At 61.4% G+C, this 17,573-nt stretch carries 16 protein-coding genes; 10 read left to right on the top strand and 6 right to left on the bottom strand.

The window, feature by feature from the left end; translation table 11 throughout:
* Positions 1-30: 30 nt before the first annotated feature.
* Positions 31-474 (top strand): large conductance mechanosensitive channel protein MscL, encoded by a 444-nt coding sequence (gene mscL, locus GSQ77_RS18300; protein ID WP_158904195.1) that lies wholly within the window; start codon positions 31-33, stop codon positions 472-474.
* A gap of 34 nt (positions 475-508) precedes the next feature.
* Entirely contained in the window at positions 509-931 is a 423-nt protein-coding gene (locus GSQ77_RS18295; protein WP_216854919.1) for a hypothetical protein, read from the top strand.
* 96 nt (positions 932-1,027) lie between these two features.
* Here GSQ77_RS18295 and GSQ77_RS18290 read toward each other — a convergent pair whose 3' ends face one another.
* Positions 1,028-3,391 carry an AsmA family protein gene (locus tag GSQ77_RS18290; RefSeq protein WP_158904193.1) on the bottom strand — a complete coding sequence of 788 codons (2,364 nt, stop codon included), beginning with the start codon at positions 3,389-3,391 and terminating at the stop codon, positions 1,028-1,030.
* Positions 3,392-3,641: 250 nt separating this feature from the next.
* Here GSQ77_RS18290 and GSQ77_RS18285 point away from each other — a divergent pair, with 250 nt between their 5' ends.
* Genes GSQ77_RS18285 through fetB form a run of 3 tightly spaced genes read left to right on the top strand, consistent with a single transcriptional unit; the run spans position 3,642 to position 6,886 of the window.
* Positions 3,642-5,273 (top strand): cyclic diguanylate phosphodiesterase, encoded by a 1,632-nt coding sequence (locus tag GSQ77_RS18285; protein ID WP_158904192.1) that lies wholly within the window; start codon positions 3,642-3,644, stop codon positions 5,271-5,273.
* A 30-nt stretch (positions 5,274-5,303) separates the two neighbouring features.
* On the top strand, positions 5,304-6,071 hold the full coding sequence (locus GSQ77_RS18280) for an ATP-binding cassette domain-containing protein (RefSeq protein WP_158904191.1): 768 nt from the start codon (positions 5,304-5,306) through the stop codon (positions 6,069-6,071).
* Positions 6,068-6,886, top strand: coding sequence for an iron export ABC transporter permease subunit FetB (fetB, locus tag GSQ77_RS18275; protein ID WP_158904190.1), 819 nt, complete (start codon positions 6,068-6,070; stop codon positions 6,884-6,886). Before GSQ77_RS18280 ends, fetB begins: the two co-directional genes overlap by 4 nt.
* Positions 6,887-6,962: 76 nt before the next feature.
* On the opposite strand, the gene GSQ77_RS18270 is transcribed toward fetB, so the two are convergent.
* Positions 6,963-7,964, bottom strand: a complete 1,002-nt coding sequence (locus tag GSQ77_RS18270) for a D-2-hydroxyacid dehydrogenase family protein (protein ID WP_158904189.1) — start codon at positions 7,962-7,964, stop codon at positions 6,963-6,965.
* Positions 7,965-8,344: 380 nt separating this feature from the next.
* On the opposite strand from GSQ77_RS18270, the gene GSQ77_RS18265 reads away from it, so the two are divergent.
* The 3 genes from GSQ77_RS18265 to GSQ77_RS18255 are packed head-to-tail and all read left to right on the top strand — an operon-like array spanning position 8,345 to position 11,720.
* Positions 8,345-9,643: an NAD(P)/FAD-dependent oxidoreductase gene (locus tag GSQ77_RS18265; RefSeq protein ID WP_158904188.1), complete on the top strand. Its 1,299-nt coding sequence runs from the start codon at positions 8,345-8,347 to the stop codon at positions 9,641-9,643.
* Complete coding sequence (locus tag GSQ77_RS18260) at positions 9,640-10,515, top strand: DUF1365 domain-containing protein (RefSeq protein WP_158904187.1); 876 nt, start codon at positions 9,640-9,642, stop codon at positions 10,513-10,515. Before GSQ77_RS18265 ends, GSQ77_RS18260 begins: the two co-directional genes overlap by 4 nt.
* Positions 10,512-11,720 carry a cyclopropane-fatty-acyl-phospholipid synthase family protein gene (locus GSQ77_RS18255; RefSeq protein ID WP_158904186.1) on the top strand — a complete coding sequence of 403 codons (1,209 nt, stop codon included), beginning with the start codon at positions 10,512-10,514 and terminating at the stop codon, positions 11,718-11,720. The genes GSQ77_RS18260 and GSQ77_RS18255 overlap by 4 nt, the downstream gene beginning before the upstream one ends.
* Before the next feature lie 55 nt (positions 11,721-11,775).
* Here the strand turns inward: GSQ77_RS18255 and GSQ77_RS18250 are convergent, their stop codons facing one another.
* Genes GSQ77_RS18250 through GSQ77_RS18240 form a run of 3 tightly spaced genes read right to left on the bottom strand, consistent with a single transcriptional unit; the run spans position 11,776 to position 14,608 of the window.
* Positions 11,776-12,684 carry an alpha/beta hydrolase gene (locus GSQ77_RS18250; RefSeq protein ID WP_158904243.1) on the bottom strand — a complete coding sequence of 303 codons (909 nt, stop codon included), beginning with the start codon at positions 12,682-12,684 and terminating at the stop codon, positions 11,776-11,778.
* A 14-nt stretch (positions 12,685-12,698) separates the two neighbouring features.
* Positions 12,699-13,808 carry a cyclopropane-fatty-acyl-phospholipid synthase family protein gene (locus GSQ77_RS18245; protein ID WP_158904185.1) on the bottom strand — a complete coding sequence of 370 codons (1,110 nt, stop codon included), beginning with the start codon at positions 13,806-13,808 and terminating at the stop codon, positions 12,699-12,701.
* Positions 13,805-14,608, bottom strand: coding sequence for a DUF1295 domain-containing protein (locus GSQ77_RS18240; RefSeq protein WP_158904184.1), 804 nt, complete (start codon positions 14,606-14,608; stop codon positions 13,805-13,807). Before GSQ77_RS18240 ends, GSQ77_RS18245 begins: the two co-directional genes overlap by 4 nt.
* A 168-nt stretch (positions 14,609-14,776) precedes the next feature.
* On the opposite strand from GSQ77_RS18240, the gene GSQ77_RS18235 reads away from it, so the two are divergent.
* Together GSQ77_RS18235 and GSQ77_RS18230 are read left to right on the top strand one after the other, a co-directional pair.
* Entirely contained in the window at positions 14,777-15,376 is a 600-nt protein-coding gene (locus GSQ77_RS18235) for a sigma-70 family RNA polymerase sigma factor (RefSeq protein WP_158904183.1), read from the top strand.
* Positions 15,376-16,173, top strand: a complete 798-nt coding sequence (locus GSQ77_RS18230; RefSeq protein ID WP_158904182.1) for an anti-sigma factor — start codon at positions 15,376-15,378, stop codon at positions 16,171-16,173. Before GSQ77_RS18235 ends, GSQ77_RS18230 begins: the two co-directional genes overlap by 1 nt.
* Positions 16,174-16,247: 74 nt before the next feature.
* Here GSQ77_RS18230 and GSQ77_RS18225 read toward each other — a convergent pair whose 3' ends face one another.
* The gene (locus tag GSQ77_RS18225; RefSeq protein ID WP_158904181.1) at positions 16,248-17,540 is read right to left on the bottom strand and encodes a cytochrome P450; all 1,293 of its coding nucleotides are present in this window, start codon (positions 17,538-17,540) and stop codon (positions 16,248-16,250) included.
* Positions 17,541-17,573 lie beyond the last annotated feature (33 nt).

Raw genomic sequence — 17,573 nt, 5'->3', positions numbered from 1 at the left:
TCATTTACCACGTCTTAAGGAGACGTCTTCATGAGTATGGTCCAGGAGTTCAAAGACTTCGCCGTCAAAGGTAGCGTGGTCGATCTGGCAGTCGGCGTGATCATCGGCGGGGCATTTTCCGGGATCGTGACCTCGCTGGTCAAGGATCTGATCATGCCGGTGGTCGGGCTCGTTACCGGTGGTCTGGACTTCTCGAATAAATTCGTACTGCTCGGGACTATCCCTCCATCGTTCAAGGGGAGTCCCGAGTCCTATGCCGACTTGCAGAAAGCCGGAGTGGCCGTGCTGGGCTATGGCAGCTTCATCACGGTGGCAATCAATTTCCTGATTCTCGCGTTCATCATTTTCCTGATGGTGAAATCGATCAACAAACTGCGCGCACCGCAGGCTGAAGCACCTGCGCCGCCGGCGGCGCCCAGCGAAGACGTGCTGCTGCTGCGCGAAATTCGCGACTCCCTGAGAAAACAGCCCTAGGGGCTGAACGTTAAACAAAGATAGGGCAATCCTCATGCCGGCTTCCCGAAAACGCGTTCCATTCCGTGCCGCGCCTGCGGCCCGGTGTTTCTTGACTGCCTTGCAGAGCTTCGATAATTTTTCCCAGCTCGGTGCAAAGATTGCACGTGCCCGTACCCAGGATCGTCCGGTTCTCTATGCGGGCGTGCTACCTGGCCTCGATGTGTTGATCTGCAAAATACGCGGCGCCCAGCCACCTTATCCGGAAGAGCACGTATTGCGTAGTGCGTGCATCGAGTCGATCGCCAATGCGCTTGAACAGCCGATCGCCGGCCTGCAGGCGGGCGGTCACTGGTACGAAGCCGGCGGCCTCGGTTTTCTGATTTTTTCTGCGCAGGTACGCGAACGGATCATGGTCGAATTCAGCGCGAGCGGTCAACCGCGACCCGTGCGCGACATGTTTCGCCAATCCCGCTAGATCATTCGCGCTAGATCAATCCCGCTGATTTAGTCCCGCTGGTTGAATCCTGCTGGTTCAGTCCTGCTGGTTCAGTCTTGTAACTCGCCCATCGTATCAATGCTTGTATTGCTCGGCTTTTGCCGATTCGGGTGCGTGCTGCGCGCTCGCGTCACCGCGTACGCTCGACGAAGGAACACGCTGTTCGGTGCCGAATGCCGTTTTGCTTGCCGCATGCTCCGCGTCATCCGAGGTCGCGTCCAGCGCAGGCCTGGCCTTCTCACGTTGCCCTGGAGGCGGTGCCTGCGAAGGCTTATCGAGTTGCCCGAGAATCTTCGTACACGGCAGGTCGACGTTATGACTCGGCGAAAGCAGCGCCAACAACGCGGCCGGCGGCGCCAATAATCCCAGACCGATCGCTACGCCGCCACGCACCGCCAGCGACATCGCGTTCACGCCCACATCGGGCTTCTTAAAGGTGCCCTTCACGTAAAGCGGCGAGCGCAGCGAAATAATCCGGAACCCTTTGGTACGTGGCCGCACGTCGAGATCCATCTGTTCGTTTTTAAGGTTGATCTTGCCCGTCGTGGTGATGATGGCATCGTCGGTGTCGAGCGCAAAAAAGCGACTGTCCCAGACACCATCGGTTGCGATGAAATCGGAGGCCCCGCAATTGATCTTGACGTCCTTTTGCCCAAACAGTTTTTCGACCACGATATTGGCGACGTTCAAACCGGCTTCCTCCAGCAGTGTGCTGGAGATTGTGCCATCCGTGACGATCAGCTTGACCTCCCCGTTGGACGCAGCGGCCAGCGCCGCCATCGAATTACCTTCCGCCGTCAAGGCCGCATCGCCATTCATTTCGCCCAGGGCCGTCTGCACCGCTGCCGCACTCGGGAACAGTTGCTTGAGCTTGAGATGGCGGGCCTCGACTTTGAGCTGCGCTTTCAGCGGTACGCTGCTGCCGTCGAGTATCCAGCTACTGTCGAGCGTGCCACCCGCCACGCCGAATTTCAGCGGATCGAGGGTAAGCTTGCCATTGTCCATGATGACGTGAGTCGAGACATTTTCGATGGGTAAATTCGCGGTGCGCACAATGCGCTTGCCGGTGAAATTCAGGTCGACGTCCAGCGCGTTCCATCGGTCCGTTTTGAACGGTTCTGCGGGTAAGGCGCGGTCGTCAGGCTGGCGGAAACTGTCGCCCCGGTTGGCCTTGCTGGCATTCGAATCGGCTCCGACCAAAGGCGCCAGGTCGGAAAATTGGAGCAAATTGGAAACGAGCGAACCGGTAAGCAGCGGGCGCGGCTGTTTTTGCTGATAGACGAGCGAGCCGCTCAAGTCGCTGCCGCCGACCCGTCCGGTGAAGTCCCGATAACTGAGGCGAGTCGCGCCGGTGTTGAAGTTACCTGTGAGTCGACCGTCGATTGAATACGGCGGGGTCGCCGGCAGGCTCGCACCCGTCAACGGATAAAGGTTGGCGAGGCTGGGGCCGCTCAACTGCAAGCGCATATCGACCGCCGCCAGATGGACGGGGTCAGTCAGCGTGCCAGCAACGTTGATGTGCGACTCGCCGAATTGCATCTGTGCCTGGATCGGGAACGGTCGATTGGGGTCGTCAAGCGCGAGAATGCTGCCGAGTTTGGCATTGCCTTTTAGTGCTGCGCCTTTATAAGTGCCTGCTACCGTCAAGCCAATTGCGTAAGGCGGCACAGGCCGACGTGCAGGGGGCGCAGACTGCGCCTGCGTTGCCGAAGCGCCGCTGCTGCTGTCGCTGCTTGTACCGCTTGTACCGCTTGTACCGCTTGTACCGCTGGCAGCGCTGGCAGCCGACGCAGCCGCGTCGCTCGCGTGAAATTTGGCCAGCGTATCTTCAAACGGGATCGATTGCCCCAACGTGTCGACGCCAATTTGCAAACGCGCGGAGGTCATTGCGTCGTTCACACTGATTTTCCCGGCAGGGAATTCGATGCGTCCCAACGCGAGCTGCCAACCGGTGCCACCGCTCTCCCCTTGAACCTTGAACAGCCAGTTCTGCGTGCCGTCGGCGAGCCGTTCGAGATCAACCGAAGGATTTTGCAAGCTCAGCGCCGGTACCACTACACGATGGATCAGCAAAGGCAGCAGCCGAAGATCGAACTGCATGCCGTCGAGCGTGGCAAATTCGGGCGTATGCGCCCACGCGGGGTTGCCGATTTTCAGATGCTGGACGGAAATATGCAACACGGGCACATAATCCGACAATGTGTCGGACGCAGCCGCATCGGCATCATCGGTACTGCTATGCGAAAACGCGGGAACGCGCCAGCTCAACGTGAGTGGACCGTCGATCTCAACGGAGCGCCCAGCCGCTTGTGACAAGCGTTGGTTCAGCCAGGGCAGCGTGCGATTCCAGTCAAAGGCGACCAACCCGATGGCAAGCAACACGACGGTTGCGGCAATACCGCCGACAATATAAGCCAGCAATTTGCCTGATCGGATCATAAAAACTCCACATTTTTAATCGCGGCATTAGGTTGCTGAATTGATTCGCGGCATACTATCGGCAATTCGCCGAGTATGCTGGCGAACCGCAGGAGATGCGCCGGCGGCACCCGAGTTATCGGACACGGACCCCGAACGCGTCTGGCAAGCACTTAAAAACACAAAAACACGAAACTGTCACCGATGGCTAACACCGTTTCCACCGTTTCGATCTAATGACTTGCCGGATTCTAGCCCTGGATTATCAAAGTTGATCTCATCGTCTGCGCCTCAGCCTGCTTATACAGCCCCTGAAACAGCCTCTGAAACCCTGCCCGACCTGGATATCGACATCGGCCGCGGGATCGATTTCTACAAATGGGCGGTCTGCGGTTTCGCGCTGTTGATGTTCGGCATATTTATCGCACTGGGCTTCTGGCGCACCCATTTGGATATCGCAGAGCGCCAAACAAACCTGAGCACCGATACCGCCGCCGCCGTCGACGCCATTCTCGACCGGGTCGAAACGCCATTACCCGAGCTTGCCGCATTGGTCGGACGCAACTGCGATGCCGCCCACGCGGCGCTCGTTTCGGCCACCGACGCCGTGCCCTACCTGCGCGGTGCGATGCTGGTACGGCACGGTCGCACCTATTGCGCTACCGACACTGCTCTAGTTGACTCTTCGCTCACCTCATGGTTCCCGCAATCAACGGCCACGCCACAATACCGCTTCAAGCCCAGCACCCTGATAGGCCCCGGCTTTCCGCTGCTGATGATGTTTTATCCGGGCGCCACGGCCGATAGCGGTGTCATTCTGGTCGTCGAGGCCACGTATTTCCTGGACATGCTGCGTTACGCGCAGCATTTCGGCATGACGGGCACCTCGCTCTCCACGGGCCACGAGGTACTCCGCACGGATGGGACGGTGACCACCGTGCCGGCCGGGCTGGAACCCGATGCGCGCACCGATATCGCCCACGCCGTGCACCATCCGTTCAATGTGGAAATGCACGCCTCAGCCGAACTGCGCAACGCGAAACGGGAGCGCGAATTGCTCGTGTTCGTGCCGATCGGCTTGATCGTCAGCGTGCTGGCGGCCGTGCTTGGCCTGACCACGCTCGCGCCCCGACGGCGCCTGCTGCGCACCGTACGCATGGGCCTGAAGCGCAATGAATTTTTCGTTCATTACCAGCCGCTGATTGCCTTGCGCACAGGCGAGTGCGTCGGCATCGAAGCCTTGCTGCGATGGAACCATCCACGCTGGGGCCGTATTGGTCCGGGCTCGTTTATCGGCGTAGTCGAGGCGACCGCGTTGATCGTGCCGGTCACCCGTGTCGTGCTGGCGCGTGCCTTCGCTGAAATGGCCCGCCATGGGATACCCGACCACCTGCATGTCGCGCTCAACCTGGCGCCGCGCCATCTGATGACCGATCAGATCGTGGCAGATATTGCGCAGGCGATGGCAAACGGCACCGTGCGCAAGCACCCCCTCATCCTCGAAATTACCGAACGTCACCTGATCGAGGACCACGCCGTTTCAGTGCGCACTTTCGACGCGCTGAAAGCGCTCGGTATATCGCTGGCCATCGACGATTTCGGCACCGAAAACAATAGCATTAAGCAGTTGCAGGAATTCCGTTTTGACTTCCTCAAGATCGACCAGCGCTTTGTGGCCGAGCTGGATCGCGACCGGCTCGATATCGTCAAGGGCATCGTTGCCATGGCTCGTCAGCTCAACCTGAAAGTGATTGCAGAAGGCGTTGAAACGGAGCGTCAGGCAACCCACCTGCGCGAGCTCGGCATCGATTATGCGCAGGGCTTTTATTATGCTCATCCGATGAGCGCTGAAAGCTTGAAGAACTGGCTGGGCTCACGTCAGCCCGCGGTGGTGTTGCATTAACCTTTAGTCCAGCGATTTTAGTCTAATGACATGCCGTCAATAAGCGCCGACCTACCGCATCCTTCGCAACAACGTGGCAGCGTGGTGATCGAGGCCACCCACTTGCGACGCACAGCACCCAGCTTACCTAGTCAGGTTCTTCTGCACGATGCTTCCATCGCGTTGTGTGCCGGCGATCGAGTGGCCGTAGTCGGTCCTTCCGGCGCTGGAAAAAGCGTGCTGCTGCGCCTGCTCGCATCGCTCGATGCGCCCAGCTCAGGCAGCCTGACATGGCGAGGTCAAGCCGTGACGCGTCGCAATATCCTCGCTTACCGTCGCGCGATCGCTTACCTTGCGCAACGTCCGGCCATGTTCGACGGCAGTGTCGAAGACAATCTTCGCCTCCCCTACACACTGGCGATCTACCGCGATTCGCGCTACGACCGTGCCACCGTCGAGACGTTACTGAAGGCATCCGGCCGCGATGCGCACTTTCTCGACAAGAGCGCCGATCAACTCTCGGGCGGCGAGGCACAAATCACCGCACTGATCCGCGTATTGCAGTTGCGCCCGGCCGTCCTTCTACTGGACGAACCCACCGCCGCATTGGACCCGGATTCGGCGGCCACCGTGGAAGCCATGGTCGATAGCTGGTTCCAGGCTAGCCCTGCTGCCGCGCTCGCCTGGATTTCGCACAATCCGTCTCAGGCGCAACGCATCGGCAATCGCACGCTGTACATGGAAGCCGGACGGGTACAGGAGCAGGAACGGGGGCAGGAGCGAGTTCGGAAGCGCGTTGAGGAGGGTAAGCACGAGTGAACGCAAGCTATACAAATCTGAGCAATCTCGACCTGGCGTTCGCTGCGGCCCTGATACTGGTCAACGGCGCCTTGTCGGTTGCACTCGGCCTGGGGCTCGAGCGGCGCCTCCTGGTCGCGGCCGTGCGTACCGTCGTGCAATTATTGCTGGTCGGGCAAGTGCTGGCATGGGTATTTCGCTCGCGTCACTGGTACGTCGCCCTGGCGATGATGACCGTGATGACGGTGGTCGCCGGGCTGGCCGCGAGCCGGCGCGGCGAGCGTGCCTACCGCGGCATGCGCGCCGACGGCATGGCGTCGATCTGGATAAGCTCGTGGCTGGTTACCGCCTTCGGCTTGTTCGTGATCATCCGCATACGCCCCTGGTACGAGCCGCAGTACGCCATTCCGATTCTCGGCATGGTGCTGGGCAACACACTCACCGGGGTGTCGCTCGGGCTCGAACGCATCACCGAAGAGCTGACCGCACACCGCTCCCAGGTCGATCTGCTGCTGGCTCTCGGTGCGAGCCGTTGGGAAGCGGCGCGCCGACCCGCGGTACAGGCCGTACGCGCCGGCATGATACCCACGCTGAATGCGATGTCCATCGTCGGTGTGGTCAGCCTGCCTGGCATGATGACGGGCCAGGTACTCGCTGGACAGTCACCGGTCGAAGCGGTGCGCTACCAGATCGTCGTGATGTTTCTGATCGCGGCTGCGTCGGCGCTGGGCACGACGCTTGCTGTGCTGTCCACCTATCGGCGCCTATTCAGCGCCGAGCATCGGTTTCGGGCGGAACGGCTGGTGGCACGCACGACGCGTGGCGCGAGCGGCTGAGCAGTTGGAGACCGCGACTAGAAGCAGCGGCTAGAAGCAATGGCAAAAACACGATATGCCATGTCGTGAATTTTTGTTATGAAGCGGGCGGGGGCTGGTCCGGCTTCAAATGTAATACATCCGGATTGACCACATTTGTCGGCGTACCCGCCTCATAGGCGATGACCTGGTCGAAAATATCCGTGAAATGGATTTCATACTCATCGCGGGTTACATAGCCGATATGCGGTGTGCAAATCACGTTATCCATTGTGAGCAATGGATTGTCCACATCGAGCATCGGCTCACTTTCATAAACATCTAGCGCGGCCATACCTGGGCGACCAGACTTCAAGGCCGCGCATAGCGCGCCCGCTTTGATCAGTTGCGCTCGACTCGTGTTGACAAGAAGAGCCGTAGGCTTCATGCGTGCGAGGTCGGCTTCCTCGATAATTCCGCGCGTGGCATCGACCAGACGCATGTGCAGGGACAAAACATCGCACTGCTCAAAAAACGAGTCTTTGCTTGGGGCAATCGCGTAACCATCAGCGCGTGCGCGCTCGAGCGATGCCTCGCGCGCCCAAATCAAGATGTTCATGCCGAAGGCTTTGCCATATTCGGCGACCGCGCCGCCAATTCGGCCATATCCGTAGATACCCAAGGTCTTGCCGCGCAAAGTATCGCCGATGCCCATTTGCCATTTCCCGGCCTTCATCGCGCTCACCTGCTGAGGGATCTGGCGGCTTGCCGCTAGTACGAGTGCCCACGTTAATTCGGCCGCAGCGTAGGATGGCACGCCTGCATGCTGGCTGGACGAGACGACGACACCGAGACGTGTACAGGCGGCGATATCGATGTGCGGATAGACGCTGCGCTGGCTGATCAGTTTCAGTGTGGGAAGGCGCTCCAAGAGTGGCGCCCCAATCTTGGTGCGCTCTCTGATAAGGACGAGAACTTCGGTGTCTTTCAGGCGCTCAGCCAGGACATCATCGTCTTGCACGTGATCGTTCCAGATTGTTACGTCATGCCCGCCCAGCTTGCTGAAGCAGCGAAGACCCCGCAACGTGTCGAAGTAGTCGTCAAGAATCGTAATTTTCATGGATGCACTGCCCCTGCATGAGATGTTTCGATGACGGGTCTTGGTCGCGTGCAACCCTGTTAGGTAGGTCCGGAAGGTTTTCGCGAATGAGGAACGACTGATATTACCGTGCACCGGCCCTGTGGTCCACTTGCCCACCCCTGGTTTCCAGCCCCGTGTTTCCAGCCCCTCGTTTCTCGCCCCTTATCGCGGCAGCCAATTTTCGTTTCCGAATCCCTCTTCCCCTTCCCTCCCCGCGCTCACAAATGTCCGGCCGTGCATCCAATTGCCGACGCGATACGTATTTTGGACATGATGCGAAAAATTTCCCATTCACGCCCGTGTTTACCCCGGCGCTCTTTCTCTTGCGATTTCGTCCCATTGACTTCGGAGGGCCGGCCATGAGCTACGCGCAGCACATCCCGCCGCCGGGCCAGCGTGTCGCGGTCATCGGCGCCGGCATTGCCGGCCTCGCGAGTGCCTATCTGCTGTCGCGCCGGCATCAGGTCACCGTGTTCGAAGCGGGCTCTTACCTGGGCGGTCACACCAACACCGTCGACGTGACGCTGGAGGGCGCGACACACCCGGTCGATACCGGCTTTTTGGTGTTCAACGACCGCACTTATCCGAATCTGATCGCGCTGCTCGCCGAGCTTGGGGTGGCCGCGTATCCGAGCGATATGTCGTTTTCAGTATCGCTCGACGCCGGTCGGCTCGAGTGGGCCGGCACCACGCTGAACACGGTATTCGCACAGCGGCGCAATGCATTTTCACCAAGCTTTCTCGGCATGCTGCGCGATATCTTGCGTTTCAACCGGGGCGCTCAAGATCACCTGGCGGTTGCCGTGCGAACCCGCTGCTCGATGGGCGAGTTGCTCACGGCCGGTGGTTACGGCGACGCATTCCGCCATCAGTATCTATTACCGATGGCGGCCGCGATCTGGTCGAGCGCAACCGCGGACATCCTGCGCTTCCCGGCCACCACGTTTCTGCGTTTCTGCCTGAACCATGCACTGCTACAGATCGACCATCGGCCGCAATGGAAGACGGTGCAAGGCGGCGGCCGCGAATACGTACGGCGCATTGCCGCGACCCTGGGCGATGTGCGTATCGACACGCCGGTCATCGCGGTTCGCCGCGATGCACAAGGTGTCGACGTGCTGACCCAAGCCGGTTCGCAGCGCTTCGACGCGGTGGTGCTGGCCACGCATGCGCCCACCAGCCTGCGGTTGTTGGCCGACGCCGATGCGGATGAGTGTGGCGCGCTGGGCGCCGTGCACTATCAGCCGAACGTCGCCGTGCTGCATACCGATCCAACGCTATTGCCACAGCGGCGCCGCGTGTGGTCGGCGTGGAATTACCTGGGCGGCGGCCTGGGCAGCCGTGACGCGCAGGCCGTCTGCGTCAGTTATCTGGTCAATCGGTTGCAGCCCTTGCCGTTCAAAACGCCGGTCATCGTGACGTTGAATCCGATTACCGAACCCGCGCCCGGTACCGAGTTGCAGCGCTTCGTCTATGAGCATCCGCTGCTCGATCTGCATGCACTGGATGCGCAACAGCGGCTGCCTGAACTGCAAGGCAGCCGCCGCACGTGGTTTGCCGGCGCGTGGACCGGTTACGGCTTTCATGAAGACGGCCTGAAGTCGGCGTTGCACGTCGCAGCGGATTTCGGTGTGCTGCCGACTTGGGCCGCGCTATGAACACGGCAGTGACGAGGCCGGCCGCGCTGCTTCTGCTCGGGAAGGTGGTGCACGAACGCTTGCGACCGGTGCGTCACCGTTTCGTCTATCCGGTGTTTTGTGTACGTTGCGACCTCGCGCGCTTGGCTGAACTCGATAGTTGGTGGCTGGGCGTAAACCGATGGGCGCCCCTGAGCTTATATGCGCGCGATTACGGTCCGCGCGACGGCACCGACCTCGACGCATGGATGCGCGCGCAATTGAGTGATGCCGCGCTGCCGGCCGACGGCGAGATTTGGCTGCAGACATTCCCGCGTGTGTTCGGTTATGCGTTCAACCCTGTCAGCTTTTGGCTTTGCCACGACCGCGCTGGTCACTTGCGTGCGCTGCTGGCCGAGGTGCGCAATACCTTCGGCGCGCGGCATGCCTATTTGCTAAGCGCGAACGACCGTGGGGTGATCGATGCACGCACTGTGCTGGTGTGCCGCAAAGTATTGGATGTGTCGCCATTCTGCCGTGTCGAAGGCCATTACGCGTTTCGGGTGCGCGATAGTCGGCGTGCTCAGGCCCAACGCACGGTATCGACCGCGATCGACTATCACGATGCGCAAGGTCTGTTGATCCGCACCGTGATCGCCGCGCGGACGGTGCCGCTCACATGCGCCAGCGGCCTGCGCGCGCTCGCGCGCCAGCCATGGCTGACTTTCGCGGTGGTCATGCATATCCATTGGCAGGCGCTGCGGCTGTGGGTCAAGAAGGTGCCGTTCCATGGGAAATGTCCTGCCCCTCGCACCGGCGACGGCATGCCCGAGACCACCGACGCCATAGCCGCATCGAATCAGCAAGACAGCCGGCACGCTTCGCATTCGTTATCCAAGGAGACCCAGCCATGACGCTATCTCGGACGCTTTCCGCGCCAACGCGCATTCCGGCTTCGGCTCGCATCTTTATGTCGCTGCTCAGGCGCATTCATGTCGGACACCTGGTGCTGGTCACGCCCGACGGCGAACAGCAGGTGTTCGGCGATCCGCACGCACCGCCCAGCGCTCGGCTGGAGCTGCGCGACTGGCGTGCTTGCGCGGCGATCCTGCGCGCCGGCGACATCGGTTTTGCCGATGCGTATCGGGCCAATTGGCTGGAGACACCTGACCTCGTTGCCTTGCTGGTCATGGCGATACGCAACGAAAGCGCGTTGCCCGACACGGTCTCGGGCGGATGGCTCGCGCAATTCTGGTACAGCTTGCGGCATCGGCTGCGGGCCAACACCCGCGCGGGCAGCCGACGCAATATTCACGCGCACTACGACATCGGTAACCCGTTTTATGCGCTATGGCTCGATGCTACCTTCACCTATTCGAGCGCACTGTTCGAAGGCCACATGGACCGGTCGCTCGAAGCGGCGCAGACGGCGAAATACCAGCGCATCGTCGATACGCTCGGCCTGCGAGCCGGCATGCGTGTGCTGGAGATCGGTTGCGGCTGGGGTGGGTTTGCCGTGCACGCGGCGCAGCAAGGGATCCATGTGCATGGTGTGACGATCTCGCCGGCGCAGCTCGACGTGGCGCGTGCACGCGTGGCGCAGGCGAGTGCTGGTCACCAGGTGTCGCTCGAGCTGCAGGATTATCGCGATGTGCGTGGACAATACGATGCGGTCGTATCGATCGAAATGTTCGAGGCGGTCGGCGAGCGCTTTTGGCCGACGTATTTTCAGGTCGTGCGTGACCGTCTGGCGCCCGGCGCCCGCGCGCTTGTGCAGTCGATCACGATAGATGACGCGCGCTTCGCGGCCTATCGCGGTTCCAGCGACTTTATCCGCGAAACCATTTTTCCGGGCGGGATGTTGCCCAGCCCAACGCGTTTCGTGCGTGCCGCGCTTAAGGCCGGGCTGGTCGCGCAGGCCTCGCTGGCATTCGGCCGCGATTATGGCGAGACGCTACGGCGCTGGCGTTACGCGTTCGAGGCTCAGCTCGACGCGATTCGCGCACAGGGTTTCGACGAGAGCTTCGTGCGGACCTGGCGCTTGTATCTGGCTTACTGCGAAGCTGGCTTCGATCAGGGCCGCACGGATGTCATGCACTTCTTGCTGAACCGCGAATGACCCGCCAGCCCATTGAATGCTGACCCGCCAGCTCAATAAATGCTGACCCGCCAGCTCAATGTGAGTCGATAAATTGCGTGACATCGCTCAGCACCGGTGCGAGCGTCCGCAATGGCGCTCCGAGCGCACCGACCAGTAGCGCGTGGTCGATGCCCGCATAATGCTTGACCTCCACCGTGTCGTCGGCGGCGCGTAATTTTGCAGCCAGCCGGTCGGTATTGCCGGGGTCGACGGTCTTGTCGCGCGTGCCTGCCGCGAGGAACATCGCAGGCTCGTCGCCGGTGACGAAATTGATCGGCTGGCTCGCCTGGCGCAGCGCGCTCGGAAAGATGCGTTCGAGTGTCGCGTCGTTGAGCGGCAGGAAATCGTACGGACCGGCCAAGCCGATGAAGCCACGCACGTCGTGCTTGCTCATCCGCTGCGCGGCCAGATACTGTCCGTCTGTGGCGAGCAAGGCCGCAATCTGTGCGCCGGCCGAGTGTCCCATCAGGAAGAGGTTAGCCGGATCGCCGCCGAATTCTTGAGCGTGATCGTGAGCCCAACGCACGGCTGCCGCCGCGTCGTCGACAAAGCCCGGAAACACCGTTTGCGGATAGGTCCGGTAGTCAGGCAGCACCGCGACAAAGCCGCGCGAGGCAAGCGCTTCGCCTACGAACAGATAATCGGCGCGATCGCCGTTCTGCCAGCTCCCCCCGTAGAAGAACACGACGATCGGGCGGCCTCGCTGCCCGGAGCTTGAGCCAGAGCCGGAGCTGGAGCCCGATCGCGGTATTGCGCGTGCGATCGCGGCGCCAGCCGGTACATATACATCGAGCCGTTGGCGCGGATCGCTGCCATAAGCCAGACCCTGAGTTTCGCTGAACGTGCTGCGCGGTGCGGCATCGTTAAGTATGACGATCGGGCTGCAAGCACTCAACAAGGTAAGCGCGAGCGCAGCTACCCAGACCAACCTTCGCTGTGGCATCACGAGTTGGGCGATCATGCGGCGCGTGTCCGCTTGTCGAACAGATAGTGCCCGACGCCCCATTCGTTACCGCCGCCCAAGCCGAACAATTCGGCAACCGCCATGTAGAACATGCGCCAGCGCTGCAACCAAATCGCCGCGTCACGCGCGCCGTAGGTTTGCACCAGCATTGGCATCACCCGCTCACGGGCGGCATCCAGCGCGACTAGCCACTGATTCGCGGTGCGCTGGTAATGCGTGCCGCTTACCCACCACTGCCGGCTGATACGCAGGTCGTCTTGGAAGTTGAGCAACAGCGCCTCGGACAGCATGGTCCCGCCGGTAAAGAAGTACTTCGACATCCAGTCGCTACCGTCGCGTGTTTCGAAGTGGTACGCAAGCGTGCGATGCACGAACATATGCACAAACAGCTTCCCGTCGTCGTGCATCCAGCGGGCGAGCTTCGCCAACAGCAGCCCATAGTTCTTCATATGTTCGAACATCTCGATCGAAACGATGCGATCGAAACCGCCGGCGAGTTGCGTGCCGGAGAAGTCGATATCGACGATATTGCCCGTCACGACATCGAGGTTGCGCAAGCCGCGCTCGGCGGCGCAGCGTTCGATGAACGCGCGCTGACCATGCGAATTGGACAGCGCCACGATCTGTGCGTGCGGATAGCGTGCCGCGAGCCATAGCGACAACGATCCCCAACCGCATCCGAGATCGAGGATATGTTGTCCGTCGGCCAACTCGGCGCGCTGGGCATATAGTTCCAGCATCTGCGTTTCGGCTTGCGCTAGCGTTTCGTGCCCGGTTGGATAGAGGCAGCACGAATATTTCAGGTGCGGCCCAAGATGGGACTCGAAGAATGGTGCAGGCAGTTCGTAGTGCTGGGTATTGGCCGCCTGCGTTTCGATCGCGATCGGGCTTGCGCGCAAGTCGTCGAGCAAGTTGCCCAGTCGTTGTGCACGAAGCTCACCATGCCCGGCACCTTCGTCACGCAGGCGACGTCGCATCAACTGCCGCATGCCGAGCCGGATCAACGGGTCGGGCAGCCAGCCGCGCTCGCAACACCGGATCAGCAGGCCGTCATCGGCGGCTGCGCCAAGCGGTAATGCATGTTCGGTCGTGGACATAGTCATCGAGCAGGTTCCTCAGGGTCAGCAGTGCAGCGCGGCGGCCATGGAATCAGCGCGCTGGTGGTGCGCCGGTATTCAGCGTAGCCGGGACGCGTCTGTTCCGATTGCGCCTCGACCAGCGGCAGGCCCGATACCTTGAGCAGCAGCCATGCCATCAGCAAGGGCGGTGCGAGCGCAAGCCAGGCGAGCGGCGCGCCGATCGATAGCGCGAGGTACGCGAGCCAGTGGACGCATTCGAAGAAATAGTTAGGGTGACGCGAATAGCGCCACAGGCCTGCGCGACAGACCGCACCACGGTTCGCAGGATCTGCCTGGAAATGCCGCAGTTGGCGGTCGGCCCACCCTTCGCCCGTCACCGAGACGATCCAGATGCACACCGCCACGGCGGTCCAGCCGGCCGCGGGCGCGCTGTTTCGATACGACGGAACCAGAAAAGCGATCGACAGCAACATCGAAATCACCCCCTGCAGTTGGAAGAACGCGAACATCTTGCGATTGGCCGCGGCACCCCATTCATTGCGAAAGCGGCGGTAGCGAGCGTCCTCAGGCTTGCCGTGATTGCGTTGCCACAAATGCATGCCCAAACGCGCGCCCCAGAACAGGCCGCCGATGCCGCTCAGCGCACGGCTCGATGGCGCGCCGGTTCCCAGCACCGCGTAGAGCAGCGCGACGCCGCCGAGCGAATACGCCCAAACCGGGTCCACCATGCCGGCGTTCTCCGTTTTCAGTTGCCATGCCCAAACTGCGGTGAAAACCAGTGCTAATGCAATCCAGGCGAGCCCTAGGGCAGCGACAGGCGACATGTAACCCTCATCGATAGTCTTATGCGGCTTATACGTGCCGGCAGCCGGATCGGATGCAAGAAGCGAACGCAACAAGCGGGTGCAATATCTACCCGTTTGGACCCATGCAATGGATTTTTATCCTCGTAAGTTGGGTAAGATGGCTACATAGTCCACCCAAACGGTCACATGACAGCCCTTCCAGACGATACGACTTCCCAAGCAGATGCAACGCCGCAGGCGCTGGCGCTGCTGCTTCAGCGTGTCGTCGGCCACGATGAACGGGCCCTGCGCGCGCTCTACGACCTGACATCGCCGAAACTGTTTTCGCTTGCGCTACGTATATTGGTGAAGCGCGAGTGGGCCGAAGAAGTTTTGCAGGAAGCCTTTGTCAATATCTGGCGATACGCGGGCGACTATCGCGATAGCCTTGCCGCGCCGATGACCTGGATGGCGGCAATCCTGCGCAACCGGGCGCTCGACTATCTACGGCAGCAGAAAGCCTTCGGGGCAAGCGCCGAAACGCCATGGAGCGACGCGTTGGATGAAATCTTGCCGACCCAGGACGATGGGCCCTCGGAGCGTGTCTTGTTGAGCCAGGAGGCCCGCCGGCTTGAGGTCTGCATGGCCCAGTTGGAAGCCAGGCAGCGCCAGGCGGTGGCACTCGCCTATCTACGCGACCAAAGTCACAGCGAGGTGGCTGCGGTCCTGAAAGTGCCGCTCGGGACCGTGAAATCGTGGATACGACGCGGGCTCGAGAAGCTCAAAACCTGTCTTGGGAGCTGGTGATGGATCTGCATCGTTACCCAGGCTTGGTGGACCGGTTAGCTGGCGAATACGTGCTCGGCGTACTGCGTGGCGGTTCGCGGCGACGCTTCGAGCATATCGCGCGTAGCGATGCTGCGATTCGCGTCTCGATCGAAGGCTGGCGCGCCCGGCTGCAATCGATGGCCGAACTTGGCGCTGCGACAACTCCGCCGCCCGAGGTCTGGCTGGCAATCGAGCGGCGCCTGGATCTTGTCAACGCGCGCCGCGGCGTCCCAGTTGCGACGGAACGTCCGCCAGCGCGCCGCGCGCAGCCGGTTTCACGGTGGTTCGATAACCTGTCGTTTTGGCGTGGCTGGTCGATCGCGGCAACGGCGATCGCGGTGCTGGCGCTCGCGGTCGCAATCGGGCATTTCGCGCCGTTTGCTTCCGCACCGCAGCAGCAGGTTGCCCAGCAGGGGGCGCAGCAACAGCCGCAGGTCGACTCGCAGGTCGACTATGTAGCAACGCTCGCCGACAAGGATGCGCACGCCTTGGTGCTGGTCACTTGGAACAAGCAGACCTCGGAGATGACCGTGCGCCGCTTGAGCGGCGCATCCGACCCGTCTGATAAATCCGTGCAACTGTGGGGCTTGCCCAAGCAGGGGCATCCGGTTTCGCTCGGTGTGCTGCCGCGCGGTGCGACGGCGCGCATGAAGGTGGCATCGGTGAATGACTTCCCCGTATTGGCGGCCTCGATTGAACCGATAGGTGGCTCGCCCAACCCGAACGCGCCGAGTGGCCCGGTCATCTATACCGGCAAGGTGATTCCGACGGCTTGACCCCACGAGGAACTTACATCTGATGCAGTTGGGCTCCTCGCATCGCGCGAGCCCCTCGATGTCCGATCAAGCGGTCAAGCAATCACCCCCGCTTTGCAAGGCACGCTGACGAAGCCGCGAAAGCGCGCTCGCTGCGAACGCGCCGGTTCGCCCTCCAGCACATAGTTAGGAAAGCGCTGCAAAAATCGGCTGATCGCAATGCGCCCTTCGAGGCGTGCCAGCGTCATACCCGCACATTGATGAATACCGAAGCCGAAAGCGAGGTGGCGCCCGCCCTGCCCGCTGTGCTCGCGCGTGATATCGAGCCGGTCCGGATCGGCAAATTGCTCGGGATCGCGGTTGGCCGCGCCGATGCATAACGTTAGCCCTGTGCCGGCCGCGATCGGCACGCCCCCGACCACCGTATCGACGGCAGCCATGCGATTGCCCAACTGGTTAGAGCTCTCGTAACGTAAAAATTCTTCAATGGCCGAATGAGCCAGCTCCGGCTGCGCTATCAACAAGTCACGCTGCGCGGGCCATTGTGCCAAGCACACCAGCGCGTTGCCGATCAGGTTGGTCGTGGTTTCGTGGCCAGCATTCAAAATGAAAATGCAGTTGTGCAGCAGCTCGGTTTCGGACAACCGCTCGAGCCCCGCGTCGGGTCCGGCCGCGCCGACTTGCCCCGGCTCCGCCTCGATCAAGCGCGTCAGGATATCGGTCTGCGGATCGCCGGGGCGCAGCCGGCGATCCGCGATCAGCACCTTGAGATAGGCCAGGAACTCGCTGACGGCGGTGTTGCCGGCCTCGAACTGCTGCGGTGTCAGCGAAGGCTCAAGCGCGCCCAGAATAGCGAGCGACCAGCCCCTGAGCGGTTCGCGTTCATGGTGCGGCACATCCAGCAGGTTGCCGATGATCTCGACGGGGATCGCGCTGGCGAAGTCTTCGATCAGATCGACCGTCTCGCTGCGCTGGGCTCGTGCTTCAATGCGCGCGAGCAGGCTATCGACCAATCGGATCAGCCCTGGCTCCATCGCCGCGATCGCGCGCACGGTCAGCGCCCCAGATAGGATCTTGCGCACCCGCGTATGGCGCGGAGGATCGTTGAAGACCAGGCTGGTGGTGTGGTGTTCGTACAGCGGTGTGTCGCCGTACTTGGGCGCGAATTCGGCTGTCTTGTCGGAACGAAAGGTCGCGGCGTCCCGGTACACCGCCTGGATGTCTCGATAGCGCGTCAGGAAATACGAGCCGTCCGGCATGCGTTTAACCGGTTCGTGTTCGCGCAGCGCGTGGTAGTACGGGAACGGATCGGCATAGAAGGCGGCATCGAGCTTGCGCAAATCGAAATCACGGACCAGCTCGGCGGCGCGTTCGGGGGGGAATTTCATCGTGTCTCCAGCTATTTTTTTCGTCCCTTATTG

Source organism: Burkholderia sp. L27(2015) (assembly GCF_009765705.1).
Taxonomy (GTDB): Bacteria; Pseudomonadota; Gammaproteobacteria; order Burkholderiales; family Burkholderiaceae; genus LMUX01.
Note: the sequence above shows the minus strand (reverse complement) of the source record. Positions and strands in the feature narration are given on the sequence as shown.